General features: G+C 32.3%; 15 protein-coding genes. All 15 read left to right on the top strand.

Annotated elements, in window-relative coordinates; genetic code table 11:
* Positions 1-31 precede the first annotated feature (31 nt).
* The 15 genes from queA (at position 32) to aspS (ending at position 15,524) form a co-directional block, all read left to right on the top strand.
* The gene (gene queA / locus ACWJJ7_RS03660; RefSeq protein ID WP_462963988.1) at positions 32-1,057 is read left to right on the top strand and encodes a tRNA preQ1(34) S-adenosylmethionine ribosyltransferase-isomerase QueA; all 1,026 of its coding nucleotides are present in this window, start codon (positions 32-34) and stop codon (positions 1,055-1,057) included.
* Between the two features lie 36 nt (positions 1,058-1,093).
* The gene (gene tgt, locus ACWJJ7_RS03655; protein ID WP_462963987.1) at positions 1,094-2,224 is read left to right on the top strand and encodes a tRNA guanosine(34) transglycosylase Tgt; all 1,131 of its coding nucleotides are present in this window, start codon (positions 1,094-1,096) and stop codon (positions 2,222-2,224) included.
* Between the two features lie 125 nt (positions 2,225-2,349).
* On the top strand, positions 2,350-2,640 hold the full coding sequence (gene yajC / locus ACWJJ7_RS03650; protein WP_462963986.1) for a preprotein translocase subunit YajC: 291 nt from the start codon (positions 2,350-2,352) through the stop codon (positions 2,638-2,640).
* Between the two features lie 93 nt (positions 2,641-2,733).
* On the top strand, positions 2,734-3,102 hold the full coding sequence (locus tag ACWJJ7_RS03645) for a TIGR04086 family membrane protein (protein WP_462963985.1): 369 nt from the start codon (positions 2,734-2,736) through the stop codon (positions 3,100-3,102).
* A gap of 68 nt (positions 3,103-3,170) precedes the next feature.
* The gene (gene scfA, locus ACWJJ7_RS03640) at positions 3,171-3,311 is read left to right on the top strand and encodes a six-cysteine ranthipeptide SCIFF (RefSeq protein WP_165412773.1); all 141 of its coding nucleotides are present in this window, start codon (positions 3,171-3,173) and stop codon (positions 3,309-3,311) included.
* A 56-nt stretch (positions 3,312-3,367) separates the two neighbouring features.
* Complete coding sequence (gene scfB / locus ACWJJ7_RS03635) at positions 3,368-4,732, top strand: thioether cross-link-forming SCIFF peptide maturase (RefSeq protein WP_462963984.1); 1,365 nt, start codon at positions 3,368-3,370, stop codon at positions 4,730-4,732.
* 81 nt (positions 4,733-4,813) lie between these two features.
* Complete coding sequence (gene secD / locus ACWJJ7_RS03630) at positions 4,814-6,052, top strand: protein translocase subunit SecD (protein ID WP_462963983.1); 1,239 nt, start codon at positions 4,814-4,816, stop codon at positions 6,050-6,052.
* A gap of 4 nt (positions 6,053-6,056) precedes the next feature.
* The gene (secF, locus tag ACWJJ7_RS03625) at positions 6,057-6,923 is read left to right on the top strand and encodes a protein translocase subunit SecF (RefSeq protein ID WP_462963982.1); all 867 of its coding nucleotides are present in this window, start codon (positions 6,057-6,059) and stop codon (positions 6,921-6,923) included.
* Between the two features lie 229 nt (positions 6,924-7,152).
* Positions 7,153-8,031, top strand: a complete 879-nt coding sequence (locus ACWJJ7_RS03620; RefSeq protein WP_462963981.1) for a DHH family phosphoesterase — start codon at positions 7,153-7,155, stop codon at positions 8,029-8,031.
* Between the two features lie 238 nt (positions 8,032-8,269).
* Complete coding sequence (locus ACWJJ7_RS03615; RefSeq protein ID WP_462963980.1) at positions 8,270-8,788, top strand: adenine phosphoribosyltransferase; 519 nt, start codon at positions 8,270-8,272, stop codon at positions 8,786-8,788.
* Positions 8,789-8,915: 127 nt separating this feature from the next.
* Positions 8,916-11,099: a RelA/SpoT family protein gene (locus ACWJJ7_RS03610; protein WP_462963979.1), complete on the top strand. Its 2,184-nt coding sequence runs from the start codon at positions 8,916-8,918 to the stop codon at positions 11,097-11,099.
* A 36-nt stretch (positions 11,100-11,135) separates the two neighbouring features.
* A complete protein-coding gene (gene dtd, locus ACWJJ7_RS03605; protein ID WP_462963978.1) occupies positions 11,136-11,582 on the top strand; it encodes a D-aminoacyl-tRNA deacylase in 447 nt (148 codons plus the stop codon).
* A gap of 10 nt (positions 11,583-11,592) precedes the next feature.
* A complete protein-coding gene (locus ACWJJ7_RS03600) occupies positions 11,593-12,201 on the top strand; it encodes an MBL fold metallo-hydrolase (RefSeq protein WP_462963977.1) in 609 nt (202 codons plus the stop codon).
* Between the two features lie 56 nt (positions 12,202-12,257).
* Positions 12,258-13,685: a coproporphyrinogen III oxidase gene (locus tag ACWJJ7_RS03595; protein ID WP_462963976.1), complete on the top strand. Its 1,428-nt coding sequence runs from the start codon at positions 12,258-12,260 to the stop codon at positions 13,683-13,685.
* A 57-nt stretch (positions 13,686-13,742) separates the two neighbouring features.
* On the top strand, positions 13,743-15,524 hold the full coding sequence (aspS, locus tag ACWJJ7_RS03590) for an aspartate--tRNA ligase (protein WP_462963975.1): 1,782 nt from the start codon (positions 13,743-13,745) through the stop codon (positions 15,522-15,524).
* Positions 15,525-15,563 lie beyond the last annotated feature (39 nt).

Genomic DNA, 15,563 nt, shown 5'->3' with positions numbered 1-15,563 from the left:
ATGATTTTTGCTAAAGAAAGGGTGTAGTTTTTTGAAAGTAAAGGATTTTTATTTTGACTTACCAAAGGAACTTATTGCTCAACATCCAGTTGAAAAAAGGGATGAGTCAAGGCTTATGGTAGTCAATAAAACAGATAAAGAAGTACAGCACAAACAGTTCAAAAATATAATAGAGTATTTAAATCCCGGAGATTGCTTAGTACTAAATGATACTAGAGTATTACCAGCAAGGCTTCTAGGAATGAAAGAGGAAACAGGAGGTAAAATGGAATTCCTGCTCCTAAAGAGAATAGATGTTAACCATTGGGAAACCTTAGTTAAACCGGGTAAAAAAGCAAAGACTGGAACTAGGTTTGTTTTTGGGAATGGAGAGCTAAAGGCAACGATCATGAGCGTTTCTGAGGGTGGAAGTAGAATAGTGGAATTTGAATTCAAAGGAATTTTTGAAGAAGTCTTAGATAAACTCGGAGAGATGCCACTACCACCATACATAACTGAAAAATTAGAAGATAAAGAAAGATATCAGACTGTATTTTCAAGAGAAGTAGGCTCTGCAGCGGCGCCTACTGCAGGACTCCATTTTACAGAAGATTTGCTCTGCCAAATTAAAGCTAAGGGTGTTAAAATTGTATTTGTAACATTACATATAGGACTGGGTACTTTTAGACCTGTAAAAGCAGATACAGTAGAAGAACATGAAATGCATTCAGAGTACTATATGCTTAGTTCTGAAGCAGCAGCGGTAATTAATGAAGTAAAAGAGAAGGGCGGCAGAATAATTGCAGTAGGTACTACATCTAATAGAACACTCGAAAGTATAGCAGATGATAATGGAAGAGTAGAGGAAAAATCAGGCTGGACAGATATATTTATTTATCCAGGATATAAATTCAAAATTGTTGATGCAATAATAACAAATTTTCATTTGCCAGAATCCACACTAATAATGTTAGTTAGCGCTTTTGCAGGCCAAGATTTAATTATGAGTGCATATGATATGGCAGTAAAAGAAAGATATAGATTCTTCAGTTTTGGAGACGCAATGTTTTTATATTAATTAACTATTTATTATAGTATAGAAAGTAGGGGAAACATGTATAAATTACTTAAGAAAAGTGGTAAAGTAAGACGTGGTGAGTTTACAACACCTCATGGCACTATTCAAACACCTGTATTTATGAATGTAGGAACTCAAGCGGTTATTAAGGGTGCTGTCTCTACTATGGATTTAAAAGAAATTAACTGTCAAGTAGAATTATCTAACACCTATCATTTGCACTTAAGGCCAACCGATAAGGTTATAAAGCAGATGGGAGGACTTCACAAATTTATGAATTGGGATAGACCTATTCTTACAGATTCCGGTGGGTTTCAAGTATTTTCTTTATCTAAAATGAGAAAGATTAAAGAAGAAGGAGTTTACTTTAATTCACATATTGATGGAAAAAAAATATTCATGGGGCCAGAAGAAAGTATTCAAATACAAAGCAATTTAGGATCTACCATTGCCATGGCTTTTGATGAATGTATACCCAATCCATCTACCAGAGAATATGTAGTAGATTCAGTAGCAAGAACTACAAGGTGGCTAGAACGGTGTAAGACTGAAATGGATAGATTAAATTCGCGTGCAGGCACCATAAATAACAAACAAATGTTATTTGGCATAAATCAAGGTGGAACATACGCGGATATTAGAATAGAACATGCTAAAACAATTAGTAAAATGAACTTAGATGGATATGCTATAGGAGGACTTGCAGTAGGAGAAACCCATGAAGACATGTATAGAGTCATTGATGCAGTTGTTCCACACTTACCGGAGGATAAACCAATATACCTTATGGGAGTGGGTTATCCAAGTAATATTTTAGAAGCAGTATCTAGGGGAGTAGACTTTTTTGATTGTGTATTGCCAGCAAGAAATGGTAGGCACGGAAATGTGTTTACGAGTGATGGTAAAATAAATATAATGAATGCTAAATATGAGCTGGATAGCGCTCCGATTGATGAAGAATGTCAATGTCCTGCTTGCATGCACTATACAAGAGCCTATATAAGACACTTATTTAAGGCAAAAGAGATGCTCGCCATGAGGCTTTGTGTGCTTCATAATCTATATTTTTATAATAAACTTATGGAAGACATTAGGAATGCCATTGATAATGATTGTTTTGAAGAGTTTAAGGCTGAGAAACTTGCTCAGTGGAATGAGGAAATATAAGTAGTTACTATAATATAATTAACCTATAAATGTAATAAGGGATGTTGTAGTCCTTTAGGAATTAAGTTTATAGGAAATTATTTTATTATAAGTCTTAAATTTTTATTGAAAGGAGGGGAACATAGATGGGACAATTCGGTTCATTAATATCTATAGTATTAATGCTTGCTGTATTTTATCTAGTAGTATTTATACCAGAAAACAAAAGAAAGAAAAAATATGCTGCACTTTTAAATAATTTAAAAGTAAATGATGAAGTAATGACTAAAGGCGGTATAATGGGAAAAATTATCAATATTCAAGATGAGTACGTTATAGTTGAAAGTGGTCCAGACAGAACTAGAATTAAATTATCAAAAAGTGGAATAGGCGCAGTTATAAATTTAGACAATGATGAAGTAGTAGAGAAAAAGTAGAAAATTAGTAATAAACCCCCCTTTTTAATCATAATTAATACTATAGATTTCAATGAAAAAAATATTGAAATCTATAGTAAAGGGGGAATATACATGGAAAATAAAAAAAAATATTCTTATGCTGCAGAAGGAGTATTTAGGGCTGCAATTTTAACCTTAATTATATTAGTGATTTATTCTATAATAACAACCTTTCTACCAGCTAGCATGAAGGTAACATCCGTTTTTTACATTGTAATAACATTAGTTAGTGTGCTTTATGGATCTGTATTTGCTGCAAAAAAAGCAGGAGAAAAAGGATGGCTAATGGGTATTTTGGTGGCAGCTACTTACATGTTAGTTTTATACTTAGTTAAAGTAGTTGGCGGTGGAAGCACTGCTATAGGTATGAGGGAAGTAGTAAGAACAGCTTTAGCTCTAGGCACCGGTGCTTTTTCAGGAATGCTTGGAATAAATCTATAAGAATACTTTATTTAGCTAGGATATTATGATATAATTATGCAGAAACTTTACGATATGGAGGAATAAATATGAAACATATAAGAACTATAAACAAATCAAGCATTAAAGAAAGTTTGAAAAAACCAGGATGTAAGGAATGTGCTAATTCATGCCAATCAGCATGTAAAACTTCTTGCACAGTAGCAAACTTAGCTTGTGAAAACGAATAATATTAATGTGGCAGTAACTTAAGGTTACTGCTTTAAATTTGTTAGGAGGAATAAAATTGTCACTAATTCATAAATATATCCAAAATGGCGAATATTACGTAATAGATGTAAATTCTGGGGCACTACATGTAGTTGATGAAATAGTTTATGATCTTTTAGATGAGGCTTCCCTTGGGGAAAAAGAAGAGTTAATAGAAAGTTTAAAAGGTAAATATAAGGTAGAAGATATTCAGGAAGCGTATAGTGAAATTCAAAGTTTAATACAGGAAGAAATGCTATACACAAAAGATTTATATGAATCAATTGCAAAAGAAAGTGGACAAGCGGAGTCGTACATAAAAGCTTTATGTCTTAATGTAATACACGATTGTAATTTAAGATGTAAATATTGTTTTGCTGATGAGGGTGAGTACCATGGCGCTAGAGAAGTAATGTCAGCGGAAGTTGGCAAGAAAGCAATAGACTTCGTTCTGGAAAAATCTGGGACAAGAAAAAACATTGAGGTGGATTTATTTGGTGGAGAACCACTTATGGCTTTTGATATGATAAAAGAAGTAGTGGAATATGCTAAAGTGCAAGAAAAAAAATATAAAAAAAGTATAAGATTTACTATGACAACTAATGCTACATTACTTAATGATGAAATCATGAAATATATGGATGAAAACATGGGTAATATAGTACTTAGCATAGATGGTAGAAAATCTGTTAATGATAAGGTTAGAGTAAGAGTAGATGGAAGCGGTTCCTATGATAGGGTACTTCCTAACATAAAAAAAATGGTAGAAATGAGAGATAAGTCAAAAGCTTATTATGCTAGGGGAACCTTTACAAGAGGAAATACTGACTTTTTTGAAGATGTAAAACATATGGCAGATTTAGGGTTTAAAGAAATATCTATAGAACCAGTAGTGTTACCATCTGAACATGAACTTTCAATTAGAGAAGAAGATCTACCAGTTATTTTTGAGCAATATGATAAATTATATACGGATATGCTTCAGAGATATAAAGATGGAAATGAATTTAAATTTTACCACTTTAATATAGATTTGAAAGGTGGACCTTGCGTTTATAAGAGAATTTCTGGATGCGGATCGGGTCATGAATATATAGCTGTTACCCCTAAGGGAGATATATACCCTTGCCATCAATTTGTTGGTAATAAAGATTATATAATGGGCGATATATATAATGGAATTACTAATAAAAAAATGGTACAAGAGTTTAAAGAAGCACATATTTACAACAAACCTACATGTATGCAGTGCTGGGCTAAATTTTATTGTAGTGGTGGATGCCAAGCAAATAACTTTAACTTTAACGGAGATATGCATATTCCTTATGAACTTGGCTGCAAGATGCAAAAGAAAAGAATAGAATGTGCTATAGCTTTAAAATCAAAAACTATGAATAAGTAAAATTATTTTGACAAATATTGACTAAAACAGTTAATCATAATATAATTGTACTTATGAATATGCAACGAAGGGGAGATAAAGATGAAAAAGAAAAAAAGTATGATGCTTTTTCTGACCAGTGTTTTAGTTGTGGGGATATTGGCATTTGCAGGTTTTTATGGACTTGAAATAGGAAATTATAGGTTTAAACCATTTACTGAAACAATAAATAAAGGGTTAGATCTGCAGGGTGGAATTTCTGTCTTAGAAGAAGTTCAAGGTGGAAAGGCTGATTCAAAAACCTTAGACACAACAATTGAGCTTATTTCTATGAGAATCAACAAAATGGGAGTTAGTGAGACACTAGTTGCCAAGGAAGGCGATAATAGAATTAGAATTGAGATACCAGGAAAGTTCGATTCTAAAGAAATTCTTGATACTGTCGCAAAATCAGGAGAGCTTAAATTTGTTGGTCCTGATAAAGTGACAATTCTTACTGGTAAAGATGTAAAAGATGCTACTGCATACATAGGTCAAGATAATAAACCTACTATAGGGCTTGAACTTAATGAATCAGGAAAGCAAAAATTTGCAACAGCTACAAAGAAGTTTTTAGGACAGCCAATTACTATTTATATGGATGCTGATGAGTTAACTAGTCCTACAGTAGAAGCAGTTATAACAGACGGTAAGGCTATGATTTCAGGGAGTAAGACATTAGAAGAAGCTACAACAAAATCTCAAATTATAAAATCAGGAGCATTGCCTGTAACTTTAAAAGCTGTTTCCGTTAAAACAGTTGGAGCTACTTTAGGTAAAAATGCATTGCCATTAAGTATGAAGGCTGGAGCTATAGGAATATTATTTATATTAATATTTATGCTTTTATATTATAGAGTACCAGGTATGATTTCAGATATATCTTTAATTTTATATGTGGTATTGGTTCTTGGAGCATTCTCAGCCATTAATGCCACTTTAACACTTGCAGGTATAGCGGGATTCTTACTTACAGTTGGTATGGCAGTAGATGCAAATGTGTTAATATTTGAAAGAATAAGAGAAGAACTTAGAACTGGAAAATCAATAAAAGCATCTGTAGATGCTGGGTTTCATAGAGCATTGTCATCAATATTAGATTCAAACATTACAACTATAATTGCTGCTTTAGTTCTATATACAGTTGGAACAGGCGCAGTTAAAGGATTTGCACTTACATTGATGATTGGCATAGTTATAAGTGTATTTACAGCACTTACTAGTACTAAATTCTTATTAAAATTAGCTGTCGAAATGGGACTATTAAGTAAACTATCTCATTTTGGCGTGAAGAGGGGGTAAGCATATGCTGAAAATAGTTGAAAAAACTAAACTATGGTTTGCTATGTCTCTATTCATAATTGTAGTAGGAATGGGATTCATGGTAACAAAAGGGCTAAACTTAGGTATAGATTTTAAAGGTGGTACAGCACTTACTATAAATATGAATCAGGAATTTAAAAAAGCCGATGTAGATAAAATAATTGATAAACACGCAAAGAATGAATATTTATCAAAAACAGTAGATGATGGTAAAAACTTGGAAATAACCGTAAAAAGTGATGCGCTTTCTGCTGATGAAACAGCAACTATGATAAAGGAAATTAAGGCAGAGTTTAAATCTAGTGAATTAATTTCAGAAGATACAATAGGGGCGTCTGTTGGTAATGAATTACAGACAAAAGCTATGAGTGGCTTAATTATTGCTATGATTTGTATGCTAGCGTATATCGGATTAAGATTTGAATTTAAATTCGGAGTTGCGGCCATAGTTGCATTAGTACATGATATTTTAATTATGGTTGGAGTGTATGCAATATTCCAAATATCGGTAAACGCAACGTTTATAGCGGCTATTCTGACTATAGTTGGTTACTCTATTAATGATACTATCGTTGTATTTGATAGAATAAGAGAAAATCAAAAGAATATGAGAAAAGCATCTATAGAAGACATTACTAATACTAGTATTACACAAACCATGGCAAGATCAATAAATACAGTTGCTACAACTTTATTTACTATAATTGCGGTATATGTATTTGTACCATCTATAAGAGAGCTTAGTTTACCATTAATAATCGGTATATTAGTTGGATGCTATTCTTCAATTTTTATAGCAAGTCCTGTTTGGGTATTTCTTAAAAAAAGAAGTAAGAAAGCAACAGTCTAAGCTGTTCCAGATTACTAAGCTAAGGATTGTTTCAAATGGTTAAAAATTAAAGCAGAGAAGTATGATGTATTAATTACTTCTTTGTTTTTTATTTTTATAATAGGAAATCAGAAAATTTAAAATCAATTATTGAGTAGAAAATCATTGAAAAATAATTACTTTTGCATTTATTGTAAAAAACTAATTTGAATTACAACAATGTGTTTTCTATTAACTTTGAGGAGCTTTTATGCTGGATTATCTTAAAAACATGCAAATGAATAAAAATAGCTTTATAGATTATAATATGTATAATCCATTTTTATTAAAAGGAATGGAGGCTGCATTATATAGGGTTGTCAAAGCTATAAATGAGAGAGAAAAAATTGTCCTTTATGGTTTTTATGATGTGGATAGTATTACGGCAATTTCTTTATTGATGCTGGTACTGAAGTTTGTAAATGCTGATGTTGAGTATTTTATACCAAATGAACTAAGTGAAAGCCGTGATTTAAATGAAAAAGATATTAATAATCATATAAAATATTTAGGACCAGGACTTATAATAACAGTAGGCTGTGGGATCAATTCTTTCAGTGAAATAGAATCATGTAAATACATGGGAATTGATGTTATAATCACAGATTTCCACGAACCTATTAAAAACGTCCCTGACACTATTGTTGTGGATCCAAAACAGAAGGGTTGCAATTATCCATTCAAGGGATTATGTGCTTCAGGACTTACATTTAAACTAGCTCAAGCAATTTCTTCTTACTACAAGATGAAGTCTATAAATAAATATATGGATTTGGTAATGATAGGTACTAGCTATAGTAAAGCAAAGCTTGAGAGTGAAAATAAAATAATTGCTGAGGAAGGTATAAAGCAATTAAATTGCACTAATAATTATGGAATTTGTGCACTCCTAAAAACTCATAATATTAAGATTATTAATGAAGATACAGTATTAAAATTGGCATTAAAGGTAATGCCTACAATTAATCCTGTTGGAAGAATGGATAATGCTAAAATTGTTGTTGAGTTATTTATTACCACAGATAAAAATAGAGCACTACAGATATCAAAGTACTTAGATAATGAACTAAAAAACAGTCTCATATTTTAATGACATTTCAGAAGTAAAGTCTCCCACTTATATAAGTGGAAGTATAAATATCCTTCTGAAGTCGTCAAATCAGCTTCTTCAAAGCTATGCAGCTTCGTAGAAGATGATTTGATGAAATACTACATAATATCGTATTGCTTATATAAGGCAATATATTATATAATAAGAAGTGGAAGTCGAAAAAGAATAAAGTGTTCGTGTGCTTCTATACCTTGATTTTATTTTAGGGGGAATAACTGTGGATTTAAAAAATAGTATAAGAATAATAGAAGATTTTCCAAAACAAGATATCAGTTTTAAAGACATAACTACGTTACTACAAGAGGGTGATGCACTTAAGTACACTATAGATTGTATGGTAGCATATTTAAAAGATAAACAAGTAGATGTTATAGTGGGACCAGAAGCAAGAGGATTTTTATTCGGTGTACCAGTGGCTTATGCTCTTGGCGCAGGATTTGTACCAGTTAGAAAACCTGGTAAGTTACCTTATGACTCAATAGAAATTGAGTATGCCCTTGAATATGGCACGGATAAACTTGAAATTCATAAGGATGCAATAAAGCCTGGACAAAAAATAGCGATAGTTGACGATTTACTTGCGACGGGTGGGACAGTGGTAGCCGTAACAAAACTTATAGAGCAAATGGGTGGAGAAATTGTTTCCTTAAACTTTGTAATTGAATTAACAGAGCTTAATGGAAAAGACAAATTGCAGGGCTATGATATAATGTCTCTTGTAAAGTACGATATTTAGTTCTTATTTAAATTTAGAGTAGTGAATTACTAAATAAAATTGCAAAATCCTACAAGATATTATATAATATTAGTAAAAAGTATTGGCTGGTTATTTAACCAGCCTTTGATTTTAGGAGTGTATAAGCATGTTAGAAAAATTGTTACATAAGATTGAAACTAATTGTAATGCTGTAGACAAAGATCTTATTATTAAAGCCTTTAATTTTTCTTACGCTGCACATAAAGAGCAAAAGAGAGAGTCGGGTGAGCCTTATATTGTGCACCCATTAGAAGTAGCCTGCATTTTAGCAGAGATGGGACTTGATACTAGCACAATTGTTGCAGGTTTGCTCCATGATGTAATTGAAGACACAGTATATACTTTTGAAGATGTAAGCAGGGAGTTTAATATAGAAGTAGCAAATTTAGTAGAGGGTGTAACTAAGCTTGGACTCATAAAATATAAGACTAAGGAAGAGGAACAAGCTGATAATGTTCGCAAAATGCTCTTAGCTATGGCAAAGGATATTAGAGTTATCCTTATTAAGCTTGCAGATAGACTTCATAATATGCGAACGCTTAAATATATGCCAGTTGCAAAGCAAAAACAAAAGGCAAAAGAAACTTTGGATATTTATGCTCCTCTTGCTCACAGACTTGGAATGTCTAAGATTAAATGGGAACTCGAGGACTTATCACTTAGGTATTTAAACCCAAACGAATATTATAATTTAGTAAGGAAAATTGCAGAAAAAAGAGTTGAGAGAGAAGAAAATATAAATAACATAATGCTGGAATTAAAGTTCAACTTAGATATGGTTGGAATAGAAGCTGACATAGATGGAAGACCAAAACATTTTTACAGCATTTATAGAAAAATGGTTGATAAAAATAAGACTATAGATCAAGTTTTTGATTTGACTGCAGTTAGAATTTTAGTGAATGATATTGGAAATTGTTATGCAGCTCTAGGTATAGTGCATACGGTTTATAAACCAATTCCCGGAAGATTTAAAGATTATATTGCAATGCCAAAACCCAACATGTATCAATCATTACATTCAACAGTAATAGGCCCACACGGAAAACCTTTCGAAATCCAAATTAGAACCTATGAGATGCATAAAACTGCAGAGTATGGTATTGCAGCTCATTGGAAATATAAAGAAGGGACAGAGGATAGTGAAGATGAAAACATCGATTCTAAATTTTCATGGCTTAAGGATATTCTTGAATGGCAAGGAGAAACCTTTGATGCAGAAGAGTTTATGGAAGGGTTTAAAATCGATTTGTTTTCAGATGAAGTTTTTGTATTTTCGCCAAAGGGTGAGGTTATTAATTTACCACTTGACGCAACACCAATTGATTTTGCATATAGAATTCATACAGATATAGGGCATAAGTGTATGGGTGCAAAAGTAAATGGAAGAATGGTACCTTTAGAATATCACTTGAAAACCGGAGAAATAGTTGAAATTGTAACTTCATCTACGACTAAGGGTCCTAGTATTGATTGGCTGAATATTACAAAGAGCAATCAAGCTAAAAGTAAAATTAAAGCTTGGTTTAAAAAGGCTAAAAGAGATGAAAGTATTGAAAAAGGTAAAGAATTATTAGAAAGAGAATCAAAGAGACAAGGATATAATTTTGGAGAAATTGCTAAGGGCGAATCAATAGAAAAAATATACAAGAAATATAATTTTAGAACTGTAGACGATTTATTCGCTTATGTTGGAGTGGGAGATATTATGCCTCCAACTGTAGTTAATAAATTGAGAGAGTCTTTTGAAAATAAAAACAAGCAAGAGAATATGACCATTGAGGACATTGAGCAAAAGATAACCAAGAGTGAATGTAAAGATGATAAAAAGATAATGGGTTACCAAGGTTTAATTGTCAAGGGTGAGGGCAATTTACTAGCACGCTTCGCTAAGTGCTGTAATCCCGTTCCAGGTGACGATATAATAGGTTACATAACTAAGGGTCGCGGAGTTTCTGTTCACAGACGTGATTGCAAAAATGCTGAAGCCTTAATAAATAATGAAATAAATAAAGTGGTTGAGGTAAGCTGGGGAGCTTCCGAAGGAAAAGGCTATATTACTGAAATCCAAATTAAAGCAGATGATAGGTATGGACTATTGTCCCACTTAATGGAGATAATAACACTCACAAAAACACAGTTATACTCAATCAATGCAAAAACTTTAAAAAATAATATTGCTTTAATAAATATAAAGCTAAGGGTTACTGATGTAGAGAATTTGAAAGAATTACAGAAAAAAATCACAAAGCTATCTGGTGTAATAGAAGTTTACAGAATAAAAAACTAAGATAATAGTTTTACTTCATTTGGGAGAGGGATATTTATGAGAGCAGTAGTGCAAAGAGTTAAATCATCAAAGGTTGAAGTAAGTGGTAAATTAGTTAGTGAAATAGGTTTTGGATTAAATGTTTTACTTGGAATCTGTGAAGAAGACACGGAAGATGATATAAAATTTTTAAAGGATAAAATATTAAACCTGAGAATTTTTGAAGAAGATGGGAAAATGAGTAAGTCATTAATAGACGTAGGGGGAGAACTTCTTGTAGTTTCTCAATTTACGTTATATGGAGATTGCAGAAAAGGTAGAAGACCAAATTTTATGAGAGCGCTTGGTGGGGAGCAAGCTGAAATATTATATTTAGAATTTGTTAAACAGTGTAAAGAAGTATTAGGTGAAGTTAAAACTGGAGATTTTGGAGAAGATATGCAGGTTTATATACAAAATGATGGACCAGTAACCTTACTTTTAGAGAGTAAAAAAGACTTCTAGGAGGATTAAAATGGAAATTAGAAAAGTTGTTACAGGAATATATGGATCAAATTGTTATATTGTAATGGATAAGAATACCAATGAAGCGATAGTGTTAGACCCAGGTGGAGATGTGGATGATATTGTTAAGGCTATAGATACTATAGGTGCGAAAGTTAAGTATATACTATTGACCCATGGACATCTAGATCATACATCAGGAGTTGCGCAGCTTAAAACCATCACAAATGCAGTAGTATGTATGAGCAAGAAAGACGATGATTTAATAACTAAAGGCGTAAATTTATTTGGGCCGCTTATTGAAGGTGGGGCAGATAAATTACTAAAGAATGGGGATATAATAAGAGTTTCTAATTTGAAAATTACCTGTATAGATACACCAGGTCATACACCTGGTGGTATGAGCTTTTTAATAAAAAGCTGTGCTTTCACCGGAGATACTCTTTTTGCAGGTTCAATCGGAAGAACAGATTTTGCAGGAGGAGATTTTAATACTATAATTACTAGTATAAAATCAAAGCTTTTATGCTTGCCAGAGAACACTATAGTGTATCCTGGTCACGGACCATGTAGCACAATAAATAATGAAAAATTAAACAATCCATTTTTACAGAATTAATATAGGGGATAATAGCACAAGAAATTTTATAAGCTATGTTTCATTAAGGAGTTAGGATGATTAAGGTAAAATTAAATAACGCAGAATTTAATTATGATGTATATCAAATGATAAATTTGTTTTTTTTATTTCCAGATATTAAATTTGTTGAAGAAAATTACGATTTTAATATTGAGGTAAAAGAAAATATGGTAGTTATTCAAAAAGGCTTCGAAAGTTTTGAGTACACAATTAATAAATTATACAAACTTAAAGAAGAGGTTAAAAAAGCTGTTTTCTTATATTTTTCAAAGGATACAACTCGTGAGCTACCTTGGGGAACTTTAATAGGAATTAGGCCTTCTAAAAGAGCTCTTGAGCTACTCCAAAAGGGCATTTCTGAGAAGGATATCATAGAAGAATTTAAAGAAAAACATATTACAAGAGAAGATAAGGCGCGACTTTGTATTGATGTTGCAAAGTTTGAAAAAAGTATTGTAAACAATGAGAAAGACAATATAAGTGTTTATATTGGTATGCCTTTTTGCCCTACACGTTGTTTATACTGTTCATTTGCATCTAATCCTATAAGTAGTTGTAAGAACATAGTAGAACCTTACCTTGAGGCCTTGTCTCATGAAATTAAAAAAATAAGTGAATATATTAAAGACAAGAAGCTTAACATTGAATGTGTATATTTTGGAGGTGGGACTCCAACTTCCGTAAATGATGAGCAATTTGAATTTATTATGAAGTGCATTTATGAAGCTTTTATTCAAAATGATAATGTGAGCGAATTTACAGTAGAATGCGGAAGACCTGATAGTATAACTTTTGAAAAGTTAACTACTATGAAAAAGTATGGAGTCCATAGAATAAGTATAAATCCTCAAACTATGAACGATGATACATTGGAATTAATTGGAAGATATCATTCTGTAAATAGTGTTAACGAAAAATTTGCTATGGCCAGGGAACTAGGCTTTGATAATATAAATATGGATTTAATAGTAGGACTGCCGGGAGAGAAGATTTCACATATAATAAGAACTTGCGATAAAATATTTCAAATTAAACCTGACAGCATTACAATTCATGGAATGTCCATAAAAAGAGCTTCAAAGCTTCATGAAAATATGCTTAATAATTATAGGTTTCAAATTCCAGCTCAAGAAGAATTAAACCAAATGTATGAGCACACTGTTGAATTATCTAAAAAACTTCATATGAAACCTTATTATATGTATAGGCAGAAAAACATGGTGGGTAATATGGAGAACATTGGATATACCACACCTGGAAAAGAAGGAATATACAATATTCAAATGATTGAGGAGAAGCAGACAGTTATTGCACTTGGTGCGGATGCGGTTTGTAAAGTTGTTTTTTTAGAGGAAAACAGGCATGAAAGGTTTGCCAATATCAAAGATGTTAGAGAGTATATAAAAAGAGTAGATGAGATGATTGAGAAGAAAATCGCATTGCTCAATACTTTATATAATTGATAATTGAGAGTTAACAAATAAGTAATAAAAATAGTATTTAGAGAGGAAGGAAGCAAAATGGCAGAAGCATTAGATGGTTTAAAGAGAACCAATATGTGTGGTGATCTTAGAGAAGCACATATATCAAACATAGTAACAGTAATGGGTTGGGTTCAACGAAAAAGAAATCTAGGAGGACTTGTTTTTATCGATTTAAGAGATAGAACAGGTTTATTACAATTAGTATTTGGAGAAGAAATAAATAAAGAAGCTTTTCAAAAGGCAGATTTAGTGAAACCGGAATACTGCATTGCTGTAACCGGTGAACTTATTAACAGACAATCTCCGAATGAAAATTTACCAACAGGATTTGTAGAGGTTAAAGGTGAAAACATAAAGATATTATCTGAATCAGAAACTCCACCTATATATATAAAAGAGGGTTTAGATGCGTCAGAAAACATACGTCTAAAATATAGATATCTTGATTTAAGAAGACCGGATATGCAAAAAATATTTATGATACGCCATAAAACAACTAAGGCTGTTCGCGACTTTTTAGATGAGAATGGTTTTTTAGAAATAGAAACACCTATGCTCACAAAAAGTACTCCAGAGGGTGCTCGCGACTATTTAGTTCCAAGTAGGAATTACCAAGGAATGTTCTATGCACTTCCACAATCACCACAATTGTTTAAACAATTATTAATGGTGTCTGGATATGATAAGTACTTCCAAATAGCAAGATGTTTTAGAGATGAAGATCTAAGAGCGAATAGACAACCAGAGTTTACACAAATAGATATAGAAATGTCATTTGTTGAAGAAGAAGATGTTATAGCTGTTAATGAAGCTTTAATTAAAAAGGTATTTAAAGAAGTTGTAAATGAGGATGTTGTGCTTCCTATAAAAAGAATTACATATAAAGAAGCTATGGATAAATATGGATCAGATAAACCAGATTTAAGATTTGGAATGGAAATAAAAGATATTACCCAAGAGGTAAAAGAATGTGAATTCGTAGTATTTAAAGGCGCCATAGATAATGGTGGCAGCGTACGAGCAATAAAGATTAGTAATGCTGCAGATATGGGCAGGAAGAAATTGGACAAATTAGGTGAATTTGTTAAGACTTATAGAGCAAAAGGACTTGCATGGATTGCGTGGAAAGAAGATGGGATTAAATCACCTATAGCTAAATTTTTAAGTGACGGAGAAATACAGGCTGTTTTAAATAAGGTAGAGGCAAAAACTGGAGATCTAGTACTTATTGTTGCGGATAAAGATAGCGTTGCCTTGCAGTCTTTAGGTGCATTGAGATTACATGTAGCTAAAGAACTTGAAGTTTTAAAAGATAACAAGGAATTTAACTTTGTTTGGGTTACAGAATTCCCATTATTTGATTATAGCGAAGAAGAAAATAGATATGTTGCTGCGCACCATCCTTTCACAATGCCAATGGATGAAGATCTACAGTATCTAGAATCAGAGCCAGGAAGAGTTCGTGCTAAAGCCTATGATATAGTCTTAAACGGAGAAGAATTAGGTGGAGGAAGTATAAGGATACATAATTCTAAATTGCAAGAAACTATGCTTAAAGTCTTAGGATTTACTCAGGAAAAAGCATGGGAAAGATTTGGATTCTTACTAGAATCATTTAAATATGGACCACCACCACACGGCGGCCTTGCTTTTGGATTAGATAGAATGATAATGTTCTTAGCAGGAACTGAAAACATTAAAGACGTAATAGCATTTCCTAAGAATCAAAATGCTTACTGTCCAATGAGTGAAGCTCCAAACATGGTTGATGATAAACAGCTTAAAGAACTCGGCATCAAAAAAGCAGAGGAGAAATAGGAGACTGGTTTGTTTTTTATTTGTTTGTGTCTAACTGTC

Source organism: Clostridium sp. CM042 (genome assembly GCF_055080995.1).
The sequence above is the reverse complement of the archived record's forward strand: the minus strand, read 5'-3'. Positions and strand labels throughout refer to the sequence as shown.

Coding starts and splice junctions, on each gene's coding strand:
- yajC (WP_462963986.1), top strand. CDS start 2,350: ATGGGACAATTCGGTTCATTAATATCTATAGTATTAATGCTTGCTGTA.
- scfA (WP_165412773.1), top strand. CDS start 3,171: ATGAAACATATAAGAACTATAAACAAATCAAGCATTAAAGAAAGTTTG.
- ACWJJ7_RS03595 (WP_462963976.1), top strand. CDS start 12,258: ATGATTAAGGTAAAATTAAATAACGCAGAATTTAATTATGATGTATAT.
- tgt (WP_462963987.1), top strand. CDS start 1,094: ATGTATAAATTACTTAAGAAAAGTGGTAAAGTAAGACGTGGTGAGTTT.
- dtd (WP_462963978.1), top strand. CDS start 11,136: ATGAGAGCAGTAGTGCAAAGAGTTAAATCATCAAAGGTTGAAGTAAGT.
- ACWJJ7_RS03600 (WP_462963977.1), top strand. CDS start 11,593: ATGGAAATTAGAAAAGTTGTTACAGGAATATATGGATCAAATTGTTAT.
- secF (WP_462963982.1), top strand. CDS start 6,057: ATGCTGAAAATAGTTGAAAAAACTAAACTATGGTTTGCTATGTCTCTA.
- ACWJJ7_RS03645 (WP_462963985.1), top strand. CDS start 2,734: ATGGAAAATAAAAAAAAATATTCTTATGCTGCAGAAGGAGTATTTAGG.
- aspS (WP_462963975.1), top strand. CDS start 13,743: ATGGCAGAAGCATTAGATGGTTTAAAGAGAACCAATATGTGTGGTGAT.
- secD (WP_462963983.1), top strand. CDS start 4,814: ATGAAAAAGAAAAAAAGTATGATGCTTTTTCTGACCAGTGTTTTAGTT.
- ACWJJ7_RS03620 (WP_462963981.1), top strand. CDS start 7,153: ATGCTGGATTATCTTAAAAACATGCAAATGAATAAAAATAGCTTTATA.
- ACWJJ7_RS03610 (WP_462963979.1), top strand. CDS start 8,916: ATGTTAGAAAAATTGTTACATAAGATTGAAACTAATTGTAATGCTGTA.